Genomic DNA, 18,841 nt, shown 5'->3' with positions numbered 1-18,841 from the left:
GGCCTGGGGCCGCGCGCCTACGCCATAATCGGCCAGGGCACGATCAGCCGCATCATCGAGTCCAAGCCCGAGGAACTGCGCCTGTTCCTGGAAGAGGCCGCGGGCGTCTCCAAGTACAAGGAGCGCCGGCGCGAGACCGAGCACCGGCTGTCGGACACGCGCGAGAACCTCACGCGGGTGGAAGACATCCTGCGCGAGCTCAACAGCAACCTCGAACGGCTGGAGAAGCAGGCCGAGGTCGCGCAGCGCTACAACGCGCTGCAGGCCGAGGTCACGCTCAAGCAGCAGCAGCTGTGGTTCCTGAAGCGCCGCGAAAGCGAGTCCGAGCAGGCCCGCATCAAGGCCGAGGCCGCGCAGGCCGTGAACGACCTCGAATCCCGCGTGGCCGACCTGCGCCACGTCGAGGCTGAACTCGAAACCATCCGCCAGGCCCATTACGCCGCCGGCGACCATGTCAACCAGGCCCAGGGCAGGCTCTACGAGGCCAGCGCCGAGGTCGGCCGCCTGGAGGCCGAGATCCGTTTCGTGCTCGAAGGCCGCCAGCGCGTGGAGCAGCGCCTGCTCACACTGCGCGAGCAGGTCGGCCAATGGGCCGCCCGCAAGGACGACGCCGAGGCCGAGATCGAAACCCTGGCCGCCCAGGGCGAGGACGCCGAGGAAAAGGCCGCGCTGCTGGCCGCCCAGGTGGAAGAGCAGGCGCTGCAGTTGCCCGATCTCGAAGAAGCCCTGCGCCAGGCCCAGCAGAAGGCCAACGAGCAGCGCGGCGCCGTGGCCCACGTGCAGCAGCAGATCCAGGTGCTGGCCGCCGAGCAGCGCAGCATCGAGGAGCAGTCGCGCCAGCTCGACCAGCGCCGCGAGCGCCTGGTGACCGACCGCAACGCCCTGGCCGCGCCCGACGAGGCGCGCCTGAACAACCTGCGCGAGCAGCTCGAAGCCGCACAAGAGGCCGCGCAGGAGGCCGACGCCCGCCTGCACGAGCTGCAGGAGTCCGTCCCCCAGCTCGACGAAGAGCGCCGCGCGCGGCAGCACGCCGTCAACACCGAAAGCGCGGTGCAGGCCGACCTGTCGGCCCGCATGGAAGCGCTCAAGGCGCTGCAGGACAAGGTCAAGACCGACGGCAAGCTGCAGCCCTGGCTCGCCAGGCACGGCCTGGACAGCCTGCAGGCGCTGTGGAGCCGGCTGCACGTGGAGCAGGGCTGGGAAAGCGCCCTGGAAGCCGCCCTGCGCGAGCGCATGGGCGCGCTCGAAGTCTCCCGCCTGGACATGGTGCGCGCCTTCGGTGCCGACGCGCCGCCGGCCAAGCTCGCCTTCTACAGCCTGCCTGCCGCCGCCGTGCCGGAAGCCGCTGGCGCGCTGCCCGGCCTGCTGGAGCGCCTGCGCCTGAACGACGCCGGCCAGCGCGCGCTGCTGGCCGACTGGCTGCATGGCTGCTACACCGCCCACAGCCTGGACGAGGCGCTCGCCGCGCGTGCCCGGTTGCAGCCGGGCGAGGCCATCTTCGTGCCCGCCGGCCATGCCGTCACCGCCCATGGCGTGAACTTCTACGCGCCCGATTCCGAGCAGGCCGGCCTGCTGGCCCGTGCGCAGGAGATCGAGAACCTTGAGAAGCAGCTGCGCGCCCAGGCACTGATCGGCGAAGAGGCTCGCTCCGCGCTGGTGCGGGCCGAGTCCGCCTATGCCGACGCCTCGCAACGCCTGGTCACGGCGCGCCGCGAGGCCACCGAGACGCAGGCCCGCGCCCACGAACTGCAGGTCGAGAGCCTGCGCCTGACCCAGCTGGCCGAGCAGACGCGCGAGCGCAGCGCCCAGATCAGCGGCGACCTGGGCGAGGTCGAGGCGCTGCTCGACGAACTGCAGGAGCGCCGCGTGACCGCCGAGGCGCGCTTCGAGGAGCTGGACATGCAGCTCGCCGACAGCCAGGAGCGCCATGCGCAGCTGGACGAGCGCGTGATCGAGTCCGAGCGCCGCGTCAACGAGTCGCGCGAGCAGTTGCGCAGCCTGGAGCGCCAGGCGCAGGAAGCCGCCTTTGCCCGCCGCAGCCTGGAATCGCGCCGCGCCGAACTCGGCCGCGCCATCGACACCGCCGCGCAGCAGGCGGCCTCGCTCGCGTCCGAGGAAAGCCGCGCGCAGGAAGAGCTGGCGCGTCTGTCCGACGCCGCCGCGCAAGGCGGGCTGCAGAGCGCGCTGGAACTCAAGGCCGAGCGCGAAGCCGCGCTGGCCGCGCAGCGCAGCGAATACGACGACCTCACCACCAAGCTGCGCGCCAGCGACGAGCGCCGCCTGCAACTGGAGCGCGCGCTCGACCCGCTGCGCCAGCGCATCACCGAATTCCAGCTCAAGGAGCAGGCCGCGCGCCTGGGCCTGGAGCAGTACGCCGCGCTGCTGGCCGACGCCCAGGCCGACCTGGAGGCGGTGGAGAAATCCATCACCGAAGGCAACGTGCGCGTGCAGGGTCTGCAGGGCGAGATCGACCGCGGCAACCGCGACATCGCCGCGCTCGGCGCGGTCAACCTGGCCGCGCTGGAAGAGCTGGGCACCGCGCGCGAGCGCAAGACCTTCCTGGACGCGCAGACCGCCGACCTGACCGAGGCCATGGGCACGCTGGAAGACGCCATCCGCAAGATCGACGCCGAAACGCGCGAGCTGCTGGTGGGCACCTTCAACGTCGTCAACGAGCACTTCGGGCGCATGTTCCCCGAGCTGTTCGGCGGCGGCAACGCCAAGCTCATGATGACCGGCGAGGAAGTGCTGGACGCCGGCGTGCAGGTCATGGCCCAGCCGCCCGGCAAGAAGAACCAGACCATCCACCTGCTCTCCGGCGGCGAGAAGGCGCTGACCGCGATCGCGCTGGTATTCGCCATCTTCCAGCTCAACCCCGCGCCGTTCTGCCTGCTCGACGAGGTGGACGCGCCGCTGGACGACGCCAACACCGAGCGCTACGCCAAGCTGGTGTCCAGCATGAGCAAGGGCACCCAGTTCCTCTTCATCAGCCACAACAAGATCGCCATGGAGATGGCCGAGCAGCTGATCGGCGTCACCATGCAGGAGCAGGGCGTCTCGCGTATCGTGGCGGTGGACATGGAGTCCGCGCTGTCCATGGCCGAACCCGAATAGAAGCAACAAGCATGAGCACATTGCAGATCAGCCTTGCGGTGGCCGGCGGCGTCGTGCTGGCGGCCATCGTCGCCCACAGCGCCTGGACCTCGCGCCGCAACGCGCCCAGGCAGGCCGACCCGGCCACGCCGGAAGAAGCCGCCAGCCGCGAAGCGGCCGAGCGCCAGGAGCCGGCCTTCGACCACGACGCCGGCCTGCCCGCCGGCGCCGACGCCGCGCGCGATCCGGTGCTGGGCGCACTGCCGCACCCCGAGAAGAAGCCGGGCCTGGACCCGCTGATCGACGTCATCGCGCCGCTGGCGGTCGAAGGCCTGGTGTCGGGCGACGCCGCGCTGGCCGCCATGCCCGGCACCCGCCGCGTGGGCAGCAAGCCCTTCGCCGTGGAAGGGCTTAACGACGCCACCGGCCACTGGGAAACGCCCGTGGCCGGCCAGCGCTACCGCGCCTTCCAGGCCGGCGTGCAACTGGCCAACCGCAACGGCGCGCTCAACGACATCGAGTACTCCGAATTCGTGATGAAGGCCCAGGCCTACGCCGACGCCATCAACGCCGCGCCCGAGTTCCCCGAGATGCGCGACGAAATCGCGCGCGCCCGCGAGCTGGACCAGTTCGCCAGCGACCACGACGCCCAACTGGCCTTCGTCCTGCGCGCCCGCGCCGCCGCCTGGAGCCCGGGCTACGTGCAGCAGAACGCCGCGCGCCTGGGCTTCGTGCCCGGCATGATCCCCGGGCGCATGGCCCTGCCCACGGCCGCGCCCGGCCTGCCGCCGGTGCTGACGCTGGCCTTCGACACCCAGGCCGCGCTGGCCGAGGACCCGGCCCAGTCGGCCATCCGCGAGGTGCAGTTGAGCCTGGACGTGGCCCAGGTGCACCGCGACGAGCAGCCCTTCACCCGCCTGCGCGAGGCCGCCGCCGCCCTGGCCCAGGCCATGGACGGCGTGGTCACCGACCAGAACGGCCAGCCGCTGCGCGAAGAGGCCATGGACGGCATCGGCGCCGACCTGGAAAAGCTCTACGACACGCTCGACGCGCACGACCTGTCGGCCGGTTCGGTGCAGGCGCGGCGCCTATTTGGGTGATTTTTTGGGTGAAAAGTGGTTGAAGCCCAGGTGGCGCGCAGGCTTGTAGCTATGAATATTGAAGCACTCCGGGCGCAGCTCGAGCGCTGGATGCACCAGTACTACGTGCTGGACGCGCCGGAAGTCCCGGACGCCGAATACGACCGCGTGTTCCAGCAATTGCAGGCGCTGGAGGCGGCGCACCCCGAACTCGTCACCCCCGACTCCCCGACCCAGCGCGTCGGCGGCGCGCCGCTGGGCCAGTTCGCGACGGTGCGCCATGCCGTGCCCATGCTCAGCATCCGCACCGAGACCGATACCGAGGCCAGCGGCGCCGCCGCCTTCGATACCCGCGTGCGCAAGGAGCTGGGCCTGAAGGAAAGCGACCCGCCGGTGGCCTACATGGCCGAGCTGAAGTTCGACGGCCTGGCCATGAACCTGCGCTACGAGCAGGGCCGGCTGGTGCGCGCGGCCACGCGCGGCGACGGCGAGCAGGGCGAGGACGTGACGCAGAACGTGCGCACCATCCGCCAGATCCCGCTGCGCCTGCCCGCCGGCGCGCCCGAGGTGCTGGAGGTGCGCGGCGAGGTCTACATGCGCCGCGACGACTTCGAGAAGCTCAACGAGCGCCAGCGCGAGGCCGGCGGCAAGAGCTTCGTCAACCCGCGCAACGCCGCCGCCGGCGCGGTGCGGCAGCTCGACCCGGCCATCGCGGCCCAGCGCCCGCTGTCCTTCTTCGCCTACGGCTGGGGCGAAGTGCAGGGCTGGCCGGACGAGCCGCCCACGCAGGACGGCGTGCTGGCCGCCTTCGCCGCCTTCGGCTTTCCGGTGGACCCGCACCGCGCGGTGGTGCAGGGCGCCGAGGGGCTGGCCGCCTTCCATGCGCGCATCGGCGCGCTGCGCGACCGGCTGCCGTTCGACATCGACGGCGTGGTCTACAAGGTCAACGCGCTGGCGCTGCAGCAGCAACTGGGCTTCGTCACGCGCGAGCCGCGCTGGGCCGTGGCCCACAAGTACCCGGCGCAGGAGCAGATGACCCAGGTCGTGGGCATCGACGTGCAGGTCGGCCGCACCGGCAAGCTCACGCCGGTGGCGCGGCTGGCGCCGGTGTTCGTCGGCGGCGTCACCGTCACCAATGCCACGCTGCACAACCTGTTCGAGCTGCGCCGCAAGGACGTGCGCGTGGGCGACACCGCCATCGTGCGCCGTGCCGGCGACGTGATCCCCGAAGTGGTCGGCACCGTGGCGACCGAGCGGCCGCGCCGGCCCTACGTATCCAACTTCCACATGCCGCGCCAGTGCCCGGTCTGCGGAAGCGCGGTGGTGCGCGAGAAGACCGAGGTCAACCACCGCTGCAGCGGCGGCCTGTTCTGCGCCGCCCAGCGCAAGGAGGCGCTGCTGCACTTCGCCCAGCGCCGCGCCATGGACATCGAGGGCCTGGGCGACAAGCTGGTCGATCAACTGGTGGAGGGTGGCATCATCCGCACCCTGCCCGAGCTGTACAGGCTGGGCGTGGCCAAGCTCGCCGCGCTCGAGCGCATGGCCGACAAGTCGGCGCAGAATCTGGTCGAGGCCCTGGAAAGGTCCAAGCAGACCACGCTGCCGCGCTTCCTGTTCGGCCTGGGCATCCGCCACGTGGGCGAGGCCACGGCCAAGGACCTGGCACGCCACTTCGGCGCGCTCGACCCGATCATGGATGCCACCGTCGAGCAGTTGCTGGAGGTCAACGACGTCGGCCCGATCGTCGCCCAGGCGATCCGCACCTTCTTCGACCAGCCGCACAACCGCGAGGTGGTGGAGCAGTTGCGCGCGGCCGGCGTGCACTGGCCCGAGGGCCCGCCCGCGCCGCGCGCGCTGCTTCCGCTGGCGGGCAAGACCTTCGTGCTCACCGGCACGCTGCCCACGCTGTCGCGCGAAGAGGCCAAGGAACTGCTCGAAGCCGCCGGCGCCAAGGTGGCCGGCTCGGTCAGCAAGAAGACCGACTACGTGGTGGCCGGCGCCGAGGCCGGCAGCAAGCTGGAGAAGGCGCAGGCGCTGGGCATCGCCGTGCTGGACGAGGACGGCCTGCGCCAACTGCTGCCGGATGCCGCCGGCGGTTGAACCCTGGCGCGGCGTGGTACTCCAACCCCCACCATCACCACCCCTCCCGGGAGATTTCCATGCAACTGCGTTCTTTTGCCGCCGCCCTGGCCGTCGGCGCCGTGGCGCTGCTCTCGGGCTGCGTGGTGGCGCCGGTCGACGGCTACGGCACCGCCGCCTACCCGTACTCCACCAGCTACGCCTATCCCTATGCCTACTCCGACCCCTTGCTGGTCGGGCCGCCGGCGGTGGGTTACCTGGGCTTCAACTACTATCGCGGCCCGCGCTACTTTGGCGGGCCCGGCCGGCCGTGGGGCGGCCCGCCGCACTGGGGCGGACCGCGTCCCGGCGGCCACCCCGGCGGTGGCTGGCATGGCGGCGGCAGGGGTGGTGGTGGACGAGGGCGCTGAGCCCGCCGCTTACCCCGCGTTACGTAAAGCGACGCGGCCTATGTAGCAGGCAGGCAGCGTCCGCGCGTTGTAGGGATCAACCAAAAGGAGCCGCAATGCACCGCCTACGCCTCATCGGAATCGCTCTCGCCGCTACCAGCGCAGCCCTTTTGAGCGGCTGCGTGGTGGCGCCGGTTTCACCCTACTACGGCGCCTACTACCAGCCTGCGCCGGTCGTCGTGTCGCCATCCATCGGCTTCTATGGCTCCTATGGCTATGGCTACCGGCGCTGGAGGTAGTCAGTGCAACGCTGAACAAGTCCCCGCGCTGGCGCGCGCCCTGGTGTGGGATGGGATGCAAGGCGCAAACCGCAGCCATGGCCGCAACCATGGCGAGGATTTGCAACGCCGCAGACCGCCCACGGCAGGGATGTGCGACACGCGAGGGACTTGTTCAGCGTTGCCTTAGCCGCCATCAGGCTCCGGCCGGCACCAGAGCCAGGCCAGCACCCCATCCATGCAGGCCAGCGCCAGCGATGCCGTCCAGGCGCGCTGCGCCGTCGCCAGCAGGATGAGCGCACAGACCGCCATGGCGGCCGTGGCGCTCCACTTGGCCCGCCGGCTCATGCGGCCGCCGTTCTGCCAGTGGTGCAGCAGCGGCCCGAACAGCCGGTGCCCCAGGAGCCAGCCATGCAGCCGGGGTGAGCTGCGCGCCGCCGCCCAGGCCGCGGCAATGATGAAGACGGTGGTCGGCATGCCCGGCACGAAGACGCCGACCACGCCAAGCGCGATGCACAGCATCGCCAAAGCCGCCAGCAGCAGGCGCAGTACGGCGGGAAGGGGGCGCGGGGCGGTGTCGGGCATGTTCAGGCATCGATTGTGAAGGCCGCGCGGGCACCCGCCTGAAGGTCCCGGCGGGAAAAGCTATGCTAGCGGCCACCCCACTTCTCCCGCAGCTCCCCCATGGCCGTTCTGGACATCCTCAAGATGGGCGACCCGCGCCTGCTGCGCGTCGCCCCGCCTGTGCCGCCCGACGCCTTCGGCAGCCCGGCCCTGCTGGGCCTGATCGACGACATGTTCGACACCATGCGCGCCGTCAACGGCGCCGGGCTGGCCGCGCCGCAGGTGGGCGTCGACCTGCAACTGGTCATCTTCGGCACCGACGCCCCGAACCCACGCTACCCCGATGCGCCGGTGGTGCCGCGCACCGTGCTGCTGAACCCGGTCATCGAGCCCCTGGGCGCCGAAGAAGAGGAGGGCTGGGAGGGCTGCCTGTCGGTGCCGGGCCTGCGGGGCGTGGTGCCGCGCTGGGCGCGCATCCGCTACCGCGGTGTCGACCCGCAGGGCCAGCCGATCGAGCGCACGGCCGAGGGTTTCCACGCGCGCGTGGTGCAGCACGAATGCGATCACCTGATCGGCAAGCTCTATCCCATGCGCGTGCGGGACTTCAGCCGCTTCGGCTTCACCGACGTGCTGTTTCCCGGGCTCGACGCTGGACAAGACGATTGACTTGAACCTAGGAGAAACACCATGCAGAACGCCACTTTCCGCCGCCTCGCCGCGCTGGCCGCCTTCGCCGCACTGGCCTGCGGCGCCGCCCCCGCCCTGGCCGGCAGGACGCTGGACGCTGTCAAGCAGCGCGGCACGCTCAACTGCGGCGTGACCAACGGAGTGGCCGGCTTCTCGGCGCCGGATTCGCAGGGCAACTGGTCGGGGCTGGACGTGGACACCTGCCGCGCCGTGGCCGCGGCCGTACTGGGCGATCCGAAGAAGGTCAACTTCGTGCCGCTCAATGCGCAGCAGCGCTTCTCGGCCCTGCAGGCGGGCGAAATCGACATGCTGGCGCGCAACACCACCTGGACGCTGTCGCGCGACGCCTCGCTGGGCATTGCCTTCACCACCATCACCTACTACGACGGGCAGGGCTTTCTGGTGCCCAAGAAGCTCAAAGTGACCAGCGCCAAGCAGTTGAAGGGCGCCGAGATCTGCACCCAGTCCGGCACCACCAACGAAAAGAACGTGTCCGACTACTTCCGGGCGCAGAACGTCAAGGTCAAGACCGTGGTGTTCGAGAACTTCGAGGCCGCCTTCAAGGCCTTCTTCTCGGGCCGCTGCCAGGTTTTCACCACCGACGCGTCCACCCTGGCCGGCCTGCGCAACAAGGAGGCCAAGAACCCGGACGACTACGTGGTCCTGCCCGAACTGATCTCCAAGGAGCCGTTCGCCCCCGCGGTGCGTCGCGGCGACGACGAGTGGTTCACCATCGTCAAGTGGGTGCCGCATGCGCTGATCGAGGCCGAGGAACTGGGCGTGACCCAGGCCGGCGTCGATGCCGCCAGAAGCGGCAGCCAGGACCCTGCCGTGCAGCGCCTGCTCGGCAGCTCGGACGACATGGGCAAGCTGCTGGGCCTGGACAAGGACTGGGCCTACCGCGCGATCAAGGCCGTGGGTAACTACGGCGAGGTTTTCGAGCGCAACGTGGGGCCCAGATCGGTGCTGCAACTGCCGCGCGGGCTCAACAACCTCTGGAACAAGGGCGGCCTGGTCTACGCACTGCCGGTGCGATGAAGGGCAGGGGGGGCCACGGCGCCTGGCTTTCCTGGGCACTGCAGATCGCGCTGGTGGCCTTGCTGCTGGCCGGCGTGTGGGCCCTGGCAGCCCATGCGCTGGGCGTGCTGCGCGGGCGCGGCATCCAGTCGGGCTTTGATTTCCTGCTGCAGCCGGCGGGCTTCGAGATCGGCGAAGGCTGGCTCGACTTCCATGCCGGCCAGCCGTTCTGGCGCGCCTTCCTGGCCGGGCTCGTCAACACCCTGCGCGCGGCGGCGCCCGCGGCCCTCATCGCGCTCGTGCTGGGAACGCTGCTGGGCATAGGCCGGCTGGCGCCGCACCTGCTGGTGCGCAGCATCTGCATTTGGTACGTGGAGGCGCTGCGCAACGTGCCGCTGCTGGTGCAGTTGCTGATGCTGTACTTTGCGCTCACGCAATTGCTGCCGGATGTGAGCGAAGCCGTGCAACTGCTGCCGGGCGTGTGGCTCAGCAAGAGCGGCCTGTCGGTGCCCTGGCCGGTGGCGTCAGATGGGCACTGGTGGCCAAGCGCCCTGGAATGGCCGGAGCGCAACGTGTTCAACATCAGCGGCGGGGCGGCGCTGACGCCCGAGTACCTGGCCATCGTCCTGGCGCTGGGCCTGTACACGGCCGCCTTCGTCGCGGAAATCGTGCGCGCCGGCATCCAGTCGGTGCCCGCCGGCCAGGTCGATGCGGCGCGCGCCATGGGTTTTCGGCCCGCACAGCAGTTGCGCATCGTGGTGTTGCCGCAGGCGCTGCGGCTGATCGTGCCGGCGGTGACCAACCAGATGCTGTCGCTGGTCAAGAACTCTTCGCTGGCGGTGGCGGTCGGCTATCCGGAACTGGTGTCGGTGGCCAACACCTCGCTCAATTCCACCGGGCGCGCCTTCGAGTGCATCGCTGTGGTGATGGCGGTGTACCTGCTGCTGTCGCTGCTGATCGCAGGCGCCACCAACCTCTACAACGCGCGCGTGGCGCTGCGAGGGTGGCGATGAACTGGCGCGGCGAGCTGTTCGGCGGGCCGGTGCGCAGCGTGTGCACGCTGGCGCTGGCGGCGCTGCTGGGCTGGATCGCCTGGCACGCAGGCGCCTGGGCCGTGGTGGGCGCGGTGTTCCGGCCGGACGCGGAGGCCTGCCGCGCGCTGCAGCACGGCGCCTGCTGGGGCGTGGTGGCCGAAAAGTGGCGCGCCATCCTCTTTGGCCGCTACCCGTTCGACCAGCAGTGGCGCCCCGCGATCGCCGCGGCCGTGCTCGCCCTGCTGCTGCTGGCCAGCGCCTGGCCGCGTTGCTGGCGCTGGGGCCTGCTGCCGGCCTGGGCGGCGGGCATCGGGCTGTTCTTGCTGCTGATGCATGGCGGCGCGGCCGGGCTCGAATCCGTGCCCACCGGGCGCTGGGGCGGTCTGGCGCTCACCATCGCGCTGGCCACCTTCGCGCTGGCGCTGGCCTTTCCGCTGGGCCTGCTGCTGGCACTGGGGCGGCGCTCCTCCTGGCCGGTGGTGCGCACGCTCTGCACCAGCTACATCGAGTTGGTGCGCGGCGTGCCGCTGATCTCGGTGCTGTTCATGGCGTCGTTCCTGCTGCCGCTGCTGGTGCCGGCGGGCCTGCAGCTCGACGTGTTCCTGCGCGTGCTCGCCGGGCTGGCGCTGTTCACGGCCGCCTATCTGGCGGAAATCATCCGCGGCGGCCTGCAGGCCGTGCCCTTTGGGCAGATGGAGGCCGCCACCGCCCTGGGCATGGGACGCTGGCAGGTGCAGCGCGACGTGGTGCTGCCGCAGGCGCTGCGCATGGTGGTGCCGGCCCTGGTCAATGCGGTGATCGGCACGTTGAAGGACACCTCGCTGGTGACCGTGGTCGGCCTGTTTGAGCTGACCGGCGCGCTTGGCCTGGCGTTGGGAGGCGACCCGGTGTGGCGCCCGTTCTACCTGGAGGGCTACCTGTTCCTCGCGGCCTTGTACTGGGTCATGTGCTTCGGGCTGTCGCGCTACGGCCGCTGGCTGGAGCGGTACGTCGCGCGGCAGCCGGACTGAAGAAACTCGGTTGTTCGCGGTGCCGAGCCATCACCCGCGGGGCACGTTTCAGTTGAACCTGCCGCCGCTGCCCCCGACGCTGAAGCGGCCGGCCCCCAGGAAGGCCAGCGCCAGCGCTCCGAACAGGAACATGCCCTGCAGCTCCAGCTTCCAGCCGCCGGTGCTGCCAAGGGCGAACAGTTCATTCATGTGCACCAGCCCGAACGCGAACAGCATGTTGATCACCACCACCCACGCCGCCGCCCGCGTGAAAATGCCCAGGATCAGCAGCAGCGGCGCCACGATCTCGCCGACGTAGACCAGATAGGCAAGCGCCTCCGGCAGCCCATGCGCGACCAGCATCCCGCCGATCCCGCCCACGCCAGAACCGAGCTTGGCGATGCCATGCAGCAAAATGAGAATGCCCAGGCTCAGTCGCAGAACGAGCTTGCCGGTGTCTTCGGAACGGATCATGTTTTCCCTCTCTTGGTGGATGTGGCGGCACTGCCTCTCTGGTAGCGCTGGTTGTGGATTGTGTCTTGCGTGAGGTCCCGCGTCTGCGGCAACGTCAATGGGCTGCCAGCACCTCCAGCAATTCCGTCTCGATCTCGATCTGCGCCCGGTTGCGTTGCAGCGCGGGGCCGTCGATCAGGAAGGTGTCTTCCACGCGCTCGCCCAGCGTGCTGACCTTGGCCAGTTGCAGGTTGAGCTTGTGCTTGGCCAGCACGCGGGCGATGGAGTAGAGCAGGCCGGCGCGGTCGCTGGCGGAGACGCTGAGCAGCCAGCGCTGGGCGCGCTCGTCCGGGTGCAGTTCGACCCGGGGGGCGATGGGAAAGCTTTTCACGCGGCGCGAGACGCGGCCGCGGCTGGGGGCGGGCAGGGGGCCGGTCTGCTGCAGTGCGGCGGGCAGTTCGGCTTCGACCATGCTGACCAGCTCGCGGTAGTGCTCGGGCAGGGCGGATGTCACGACCTGGAAGGTGTCCAGCGCGTAGCCGTTGCTGGCCGTGTGCACCTTGGCGTCGAGGATGCTGAAGCCGGCCTGGTCGAAGTAGCCGCAGATGCGCGCGAACAGGTCGGGCGCGTCGGGCGTGTAGACCAGCACCTGCAGCCCTTCGCCCAGCGGCGAGAGCCGTGCGCGCACGATACAGCGCCTGTCGGCGGGCCGCTCGCCGGCGGCAGGACTTTCCACGTGGCGCGACAGCTGGCGGGCGTGCCAGGCGATGTCGACCGCGTCGTGGCGCATGAAGTAGCCCACGTCCAGCGTGTCCCACAGGCGCCTGTGCGCTTCGTGCGGCTCGGCGTGCAGGGCCAGCAGCACCAGCGCGTCGCGCTTGCGCGCCTCGATCTCGGCGGCGCCGCCGGGGGCGCGGCCGCCGAGTGCGCGCAGCGTGGCGCGGTAGAGGTCTTCCAGCAGCTTGCCCTTCCAGGCGTTCCAGACCTTGGGGCTGGTGCCGCGGATGTCGGCCACGGTCAGCAGGTAGAGCGCGGTGAGGTGGCGCTCGTCGCCCATGCGCCGGGCGAAGGCGGCGATCACGGCGGGGTCGCTCAGGTCGGCCTTCTGGGCGATGTGGCTCATGCTCAGGTGCTGCTCGACCAGGAAGGCGATCAGGTCCGTGTCGTCCTGGGCGATGCCGTGGTCCGCGCAGAACTGGCGCGCGTCGCGCGCGCCGAGTTCGGAGTGGTCGCCGCCGCGGCCCTTGGCGATGTCGTGGAACAGCGCGGCGACGTACAGGATCCAGGGCTTGTCCCAGTCGGCCGCCAGTTGCGAGCAGAACGGGTACTCGTGCGCGTGCTCGGCCATGAAGAATCGCCGCACGTTGCGCAGCACCATGAGGATGTGCTGGTCCACGGTGTAGACGTGGAAAAGGTCGTGCTGCATCTGCCCCACGGTGTGGCGGAAAACGCGCAGGTAGCGGCCCAGCACCGAGGTCTGGTTCATCAGCCGCATGGCGTGGGTGATGCCCACCGGCTGCTGCAGGATGCGCAGGAAGGTGGCCCGGTTGACCGGGTCGCGCCGGAAGGCCGCGTCCATCACGTCGCGCGCGTTGTAAAGGGCGCGCAGGGTGCGCGCCGACAGGCCGCGCAGCCCGAGGTGGGTCTGGTACAGCAGGAAGGTCTCGAGGATGGCGTGCGGTTCGCGGTGGTAGAGCTCGTCGCTCACCACCTCGATCATCCCGGCCTTCTCGAAGAAACGCTCATTGATCGGGATCAGCGCATGCGTGCTCGGATTGAGCCGCTCGCCGATGTTGAGCAGCAGGATCTGGCTGAGCTGGGTCACGGCCTTGGCGGCCCAGTAGTAGCGGCGCATCAGCGCTTCGCTGGCGCGGCGCGCCAGGCGCGAGCCGTCGGGCGCCTGACCGCGGTAGCCGAAGGACTCGGCCACGGCCGTCTGCAGGTCGAACACCAGCCGGTCCTCGCGGCGCTTGGCGATCAGGTGCAGGCGCAGGCGGATCAGCGACAGCAGCGCCTCGTTGCGCTTGATCTGCCGCACCTCGTGCGCGGTGGCCAGGCCGTTGTGGGCCAGCGCGTCCCAGTTCTCGCCATAGCCGGCGGCGGTGGAAACCCACAGGATCGCCTGCAGGTCGCGCAGGCCGCCCGGGGATTCCTTGCAGTTCGGTTCGAGCGAGTAGGGCGTGTCCTCGAACTTGTGATGGCGCTGGCGCAGTTCCAGCATCTTGGCGGTGAAGAAGGCGCGCGGGTCCAGCGCCTCGCGGAAGGCGCGGCGGAAGCGGTGGAACAGCGCCGCGTCGCCGACGATGCGGCGGGCTTCGAGCAGGGAGGTCTGCACCGTGACGTCCTTGGCCGCCTCGTCCAGGCAGTCGCGCGCGGTGCGCACGCTCGAGCCGATTTCCAGGCCCGCGTCCCAGCAACTGCCGATGAAGCCTTCCAGGCGCAGCCGCAGCGCCTCGTCGGCGTCCGGGCTGGTGCCGTCGGGCAACAGCAGCAGCACGTCGATGTCGGAATGGGGAAACAGCTCGCCCCGGCCGAAGCCGCCCACGGCCAGCAGCGCGAAATGCTCGGGAAAGCCGGCGCGCAGCCAGAGCCTTTGCAGCAGTTCGTCGGCCAGCCGCGCCAACTGGCGCAGCACGGTGTGCACGCCGCGCACGGCGGCGCCGCTGCGCTCGGCCGAGTCGAGCAGATCGGCCTTTTTCTGGCGGTAGGCTTCGCGCAGCGCGGGAAGTTCGGACATCGGTGGGGGCACTCCGTGCAAAGCCGCGACAGCAAGCAATTCCTGTGCAAGCCGTGGCCGGCTGCTGCCTCGGCCGCTCAGGCCGTGGCCAGGCTCTCGGACGTCCAGGCGGCGAAGGCCGGCGGTGGCGGGCAGGCGTCCGAGCGGGTCAGCACCTCGTAGCCGGTCTCGGTGACCAGCACCGTGTGCTCCCACTGGGCCGACAGGCTGCGGTCCTTGGTGACGATGGTCCAGCCGTCGTTGCCGAACTCCTTGATCTCGCGCCGGCCGGCGTTGATCATGGGCTCGATGGTGAAGACCATGCCGGGCTTGAGTTCATCGAGCGTGCCGGGCCTGCCGTAGTGCAGCACCTGCGGCTCTTCGTGGAACTTGCGGCCGATGCCATGGCCGCAGAACTCGCGCACGACCGAGAAGCCGTGGCCTTCGGCGAATTTCTGGATGGCCGCGCCGATGTCGCCCAGGTGGGCGCCGGGCTTGACCTGCACGATGCCGTGCCACATCGCGTCGAAGGTCATGGCCGACAGGCGCCTGGCGGCGATCGAGGCCTCGCCCAGCACGAACATGCGGCTGGTGTCGCCGTACCAGCCGTCCTTGATGACGGTCACGTCCACGTTCATGATGTCGCCCTTCTTCAGCGGCTTGTCATTCGGGATGCCGTGGCACACCACGTGGTTGAGCGAGGTGCAGAGCGACTTGGGGTAGGGCGGGTAGCCCGGCGGCTGGTAGCCGAGCGTGGCCGAGATGCTGCCCTGGCGGGCCATGCATTCGGCGGCCAGGCGGTCGATCTCGTTGGTGGTGACGCCGGGTCTGATGTGCGGCGTCAGGTAGTCCAGCACTTCGGCGGCAAGGCGGCAGGCCACGCGCATGCCCTCGATGTCCTGGGCGGTCTTGTAGGTGATCGTCATCCCGGGATTATCCCATTGCCCCCCTGGGCAAGGGGGCCGCCGCCATGGCGCCACCGCTAGAATCCCGGGTTTTCAGGTTTCGCCCGTACCGGCCCCATTCAGCGGCCTTTCACGCGGCGCCCCACCGCTTTCCCGCAGACCCCCAAGGCCGCCCCCGTGACCCAGCCGACCTCGACTTCGCCCGCCATCACCTCCTTCGATGGCGGCAACGCCCTGAGCGACTTCCGTGCGCGGCAACTCTTGCCGCAACTGCAGGCGATCCACCCGCGCATCAGCGGCATCGCCGCGCGCTACCTGCACCTGGTGCTGTCGGATGCGGCGCCGTCGGAGGCCGAGCACCGCCGTCTCGCCGCGCTGCTGACCTACGGCGACCCGTACCGCGGCCCGGAGGGCGGACACGCCCTCGTCGTCGCGCCGCGCCTGGGCACCGTGTCGCCCTGGGCCTCCAAGGCCACCGACATCGCGCGCAACTGCGGGCTGGCGCTGCGCCGGGTCGAGCGTCTGGTCGAGTACCGCATCGGTGTGCAGCAGCCGCTGCTGGGCACAGCACGGCTGGACGACGTGCAGACCGCGGCCATCGCCGCGTTGCTGCACGACCGCATGACCGAGTCGGTCTTCCGGGACCGCTCCGGCGCTGCCGCGCTGTTCACCGAGCTGCAGCCCGCGCCCATGGCGCATGTCGACGTGCTGGGCGGCGGCCGCCAGGCGCTGGAGCAGGCCAACGTGCAGTTCGGCCTGGCGCTGGCGGAAGACGAGATCGACTACCTGGTGAAGGCCTTCACCGGCCTGCAGCGCAACCCGACCGACGTCGAGCTGATGATGTTCGCCCAGGCCAACAGCGAGCACTGCCGCCACAAGATCTTCAACGCCCAGTTCACGATCGATGGCGTGGCGCAGGACAAGAGCCTGTTCGGCATGATCCGCAACACGCACCAGTTGGCGCCGCAGCACACGGTGGTGGCCTATTCGGACAACGCCTCGGTGATGGAAGGCCACACCGTCGAGCGGTTCTTGGCAAAAAATGCCTCTAGCCCAGGTTCTGCCTTGGCTCCAAGCTATCAAAAGGATAGTGTTCTGCAGCACGTGCTGATGAAGGTGGAAACGCACAACCACCCCACGGCGATCTCGCCCTTCCCCGGCGCCTCGACCGGCGCGGGCGGCGAGATCCGCGACGAGGGCGCCACCGGCCGCGGCTCCCGGCCCAAGGCCGGCCTGACCGGCTTCACCGTGTCGCGCCTGTGGCCGGACGCGGCGGAAGACTTCGGCCGGCCGGCGCACATCGCCAGCCCGCTGCAGATCATGACCGAAGGCCCGCTGGGCGGCGCCGCCTTCAACAACGAGTTCGGCCGGCCCAACCTGCTGGGCTACTTCCGCGAATACGAGCAGACCGTGGCCAGCGACGTCGACAGCCTGCGCCGCGGCTACCACAAGCCGATCATGATCGCCGGCGGCCTAGGCAGCATCGACGCGGCGCAGACCCGGAAGATCGAGTTTCCCGCCGGTTCGCTGCTGATCCAGCTCGGCGGCCCGGGCATGCGCATCGGCATGGGCGGCAGCGCCGCCAGTTCCATGGCCACCGGCGCCAACGCGGCCGAGCTGGACTTCGACTCGGTCCAGCGCGGCAACCCCGAGATCGAACGCCGCGCGCAGGAGGTCATCAACCATTGCTGGGCGCAGGGCGCGGGCAACCCGATCCTGGCGATCCACGACGTGGGCGCCGGCGGCCTGTCCAACGCCTTTCCGGAACTCACCAACGACGCCGGCCGCGGCGCGCGCTTCGACCTGCGCGCCGTGCCGCTGGAGGAATCCGGCCTGGCGCCCAAGGAAATCTGGTGCAACGAGAGCCAGGAGCGCTATGTGCTGGCCATCGCGCCCGAATCGCTGGAGCAGTTCCGCGCCTTCTGCGAGCGCGAGCGCTGCCCGTTCGCCGTCGTCGGCACCGCCACCGAAGCGCGCCGCCTGCAGGTCATGGATGCCACCGCGCCGCCCGATGAGCAGCCGGTGGACATGCCGATGGACGTGCTGCTGGGCAAGCCGCCCAAGATGCAGCGCGACGTCAGCAGCGTGGCCCGCAGCTTCCGGCCGCTGGACCTGACCGGCGTGGACCTGCAGCAGGCCGCGATCGCGGTGCTGTCGCACCCCACCGTGGCCTCCAAGCGCTTCTTGATCACCATTGGCGACCGCAGCGTGGGCGGCCTCACGCACCGCGACCAGATGGTCGGCCCCTGGCAGGTGCCGGTGGCCGACTGCGCCGTGACCCTGGCCGACTATGCCGGCTTTGCCGGCGAGGCCATGGCCCTGGGCGAGCGCACGCCGCTGGCCGCGCTGGACGCGCCGGCCTCGGGCCGCATGGCGGTGGCCGAAGCCATCACCAACCTGCTGGCCGCGCCCATCGAACTGCCGCGCGTCAAGCTCTCGGCCAACTGGATGGCCGCCTGCGGCGAGCCCGGCGAAGACGCGGCGCTCTACGCCACCGTCAAGGCCGTGGGCATGGAGCTGTGTCCGGCGCTGGGCATTTCCATCCCGGTCGGCAAGGACTCGCTGTCCATGCGCACCCAGTGGTCCGAGGGCGGCGTGCAGAAGAAGGTGACCTCGCCGGTAAGCCTGATCGTCACCGCCTTCGCCTCGCTGTCCGACGTGCGCGGCACGCTCACGCCGCAGCTCGACGCGACCGAGGCCGACACCACGCTGGTGCTGATCGACCTGGGCCGCGGCCGGCACCGCATGGGCGGCTCGATCCTGGCGCAGACCCTGGGCCAGACCGGCGACCTGGCGCCTGACCTGGACGATCCGCAGGACCTGGTCAACCTGGTGAACGTGGTCAACGCCCTGCGCGCCGAAGGCAGGCTGCTGGCCTACCACGACCGCAGCGACGGCGGCCTGTTCGCCGCGGCCTGTGAAATGGCCTTTGCCGGCCACGTGGGCGTGTCGCTCAACGTCGACCTGCTGGTGACCGAGGGCGACGGCATCAGCGACAGCCGCGCCGAATATGGCGACGCCAAGAACTGGGCCGGCCAGGTCAGCGCCCGGCGCGAGGAACTCACGCTCAAGGCGCTGTTCAGCGAGGAACTGGGCGTGCTGCTCCAGGTGCGCACCGCCGAGCGCAACGAGGTCATGCAGACCCTGCGCGCGCACGGTCTGTCCAAGTACAGCCACTTCGTCGGCAAGACCCGGCCCGACAGCTCGCCCATGGACGCGGGCAAGGGCAAGCTCGAAATCTGGCGCGACGCCAAGGCGGTGTTCAGCGCCACCCTGGCCGACCTGCACCAGGTCTGGGACGCGGTGAGCTGGAAGATCGCCCAGCAGCGCGACAACCCGGCCTGCGCCGATGCCGAGCACGCCGCCGCCGGCGACCGGGCCGACCCTGGCCTGCACTGGCACTGCCCGGGCCACGAGCGCGCCATGGCCGCCCCCGCCATCGTCGGCGCCGCCCGGCCGCGCGTGGCCATCCTGCGCGAGCAGGGCGTCAACTCGCATGTGGAAATGGCCTACGCCTTCGACGCCGCCGGCTTCGAGGCGGTGGACGTGCACATGACC

14 protein-coding genes are annotated in these 18,841 nt (G+C 70.3%); 10 read left to right on the top strand and 4 right to left on the bottom strand.

The features are described from left to right. The 5 genes from smc to JHD63_RS16990 form a co-directional block, all read left to right on the top strand. Positions 1-3,114, top strand: a 3,114-nt coding sequence (gene smc / locus JHD63_RS17010; protein ID WP_198971990.1) for a chromosome segregation protein SMC, incomplete at its 5' end; no start/stop codon positions are given. A gap of 11 nt (positions 3,115-3,125) precedes the next feature. Beyond that, a complete protein-coding gene (locus tag JHD63_RS17005) occupies positions 3,126-4,193 on the top strand; it encodes a cell division protein ZipA C-terminal FtsZ-binding domain-containing protein (protein ID WP_198971989.1) in 1,068 nt (355 codons plus the stop codon). A gap of 51 nt (positions 4,194-4,244) precedes the next feature. Further along, positions 4,245-6,272: an NAD-dependent DNA ligase LigA gene (ligA, locus tag JHD63_RS17000; protein WP_198971988.1), complete on the top strand. Its 2,028-nt coding sequence runs from the start codon at positions 4,245-4,247 to the stop codon at positions 6,270-6,272. Positions 6,273-6,331: 59 nt separating this feature from the next. Next, positions 6,332-6,661, top strand: a complete 330-nt coding sequence (locus JHD63_RS16995) for a hypothetical protein (RefSeq protein ID WP_198971987.1) — start codon at positions 6,332-6,334, stop codon at positions 6,659-6,661. 95 nt (positions 6,662-6,756) lie between these two features. Further along, on the top strand, positions 6,757-6,939 hold the full coding sequence (locus JHD63_RS16990) for a hypothetical protein (protein ID WP_198971986.1): 183 nt from the start codon (positions 6,757-6,759) through the stop codon (positions 6,937-6,939). 165 nt (positions 6,940-7,104) lie between these two features. Here JHD63_RS16990 and JHD63_RS16985 read toward each other — a convergent pair whose 3' ends face one another. Then, the gene (locus tag JHD63_RS16985; protein ID WP_198971985.1) at positions 7,105-7,503 is read right to left on the bottom strand and encodes a YbaN family protein; all 399 of its coding nucleotides are present in this window, start codon (positions 7,501-7,503) and stop codon (positions 7,105-7,107) included. A 99-nt stretch (positions 7,504-7,602) separates the two neighbouring features. Here JHD63_RS16985 and JHD63_RS16980 point away from each other — a divergent pair, with 99 nt between their 5' ends. Genes JHD63_RS16980 through JHD63_RS16965 form a run of 4 tightly spaced genes read left to right on the top strand, consistent with a single transcriptional unit; the run spans position 7,603 to position 11,230 of the window. Beyond that, complete coding sequence (locus JHD63_RS16980; protein ID WP_198971984.1) at positions 7,603-8,148, top strand: peptide deformylase; 546 nt, start codon at positions 7,603-7,605, stop codon at positions 8,146-8,148. Between the two features lie 21 nt (positions 8,149-8,169). After that, entirely contained in the window at positions 8,170-9,207 is a 1,038-nt protein-coding gene (locus tag JHD63_RS16975) for an amino acid ABC transporter substrate-binding protein (protein WP_198971983.1), read from the top strand. After that, positions 9,204-10,199, top strand: a complete 996-nt coding sequence (locus JHD63_RS16970) for an ABC transporter permease subunit (protein ID WP_198971982.1) — start codon at positions 9,204-9,206, stop codon at positions 10,197-10,199. Before JHD63_RS16975 ends, JHD63_RS16970 begins: the two co-directional genes overlap by 4 nt. Further along, positions 10,196-11,230 (top strand): amino acid ABC transporter permease, encoded by a 1,035-nt coding sequence (locus JHD63_RS16965; RefSeq protein ID WP_198971981.1) that lies wholly within the window; start codon positions 10,196-10,198, stop codon positions 11,228-11,230. Before JHD63_RS16970 ends, JHD63_RS16965 begins: the two co-directional genes overlap by 4 nt. A gap of 48 nt (positions 11,231-11,278) precedes the next feature. Here JHD63_RS16965 and JHD63_RS16960 read toward each other — a convergent pair whose 3' ends face one another. The 3 genes from JHD63_RS16960 to map all read right to left on the bottom strand — a co-directional run bounded on the left by JHD63_RS16960 (position 11,279) and on the right by map (position 15,304). Beyond that, entirely contained in the window at positions 11,279-11,683 is a 405-nt protein-coding gene (locus JHD63_RS16960) for a DoxX family protein (RefSeq protein WP_198971980.1), read from the bottom strand. A 94-nt stretch (positions 11,684-11,777) separates the two neighbouring features. After that, the gene (locus tag JHD63_RS16955; RefSeq protein ID WP_198971979.1) at positions 11,778-14,399 is read right to left on the bottom strand and encodes a [protein-PII] uridylyltransferase; all 2,622 of its coding nucleotides are present in this window, start codon (positions 14,397-14,399) and stop codon (positions 11,778-11,780) included. Positions 14,400-14,476: 77 nt separating this feature from the next. After that, positions 14,477-15,304, bottom strand: a complete 828-nt coding sequence (gene map / locus JHD63_RS16950; protein ID WP_198971978.1) for a type I methionyl aminopeptidase — start codon at positions 15,302-15,304, stop codon at positions 14,477-14,479. A gap of 156 nt (positions 15,305-15,460) precedes the next feature. On the opposite strand from map, the gene purL reads away from it, so the two are divergent. Then, a partial coding sequence (purL, locus tag JHD63_RS16945) for a phosphoribosylformylglycinamidine synthase (protein WP_198971977.1) occupies positions 15,461-18,841 on the top strand: 3,381 nt, incomplete at its 3' end.

Origin of the sequence: Xylophilus sp. ASV27 (assembly GCF_016428875.1) — a bacterium.
Lineage (GTDB): Bacteria > Pseudomonadota > Gammaproteobacteria > Burkholderiales > Burkholderiaceae_C > Xylophilus.
This window is presented reverse-complemented; position numbering and strand designations above follow the sequence as displayed.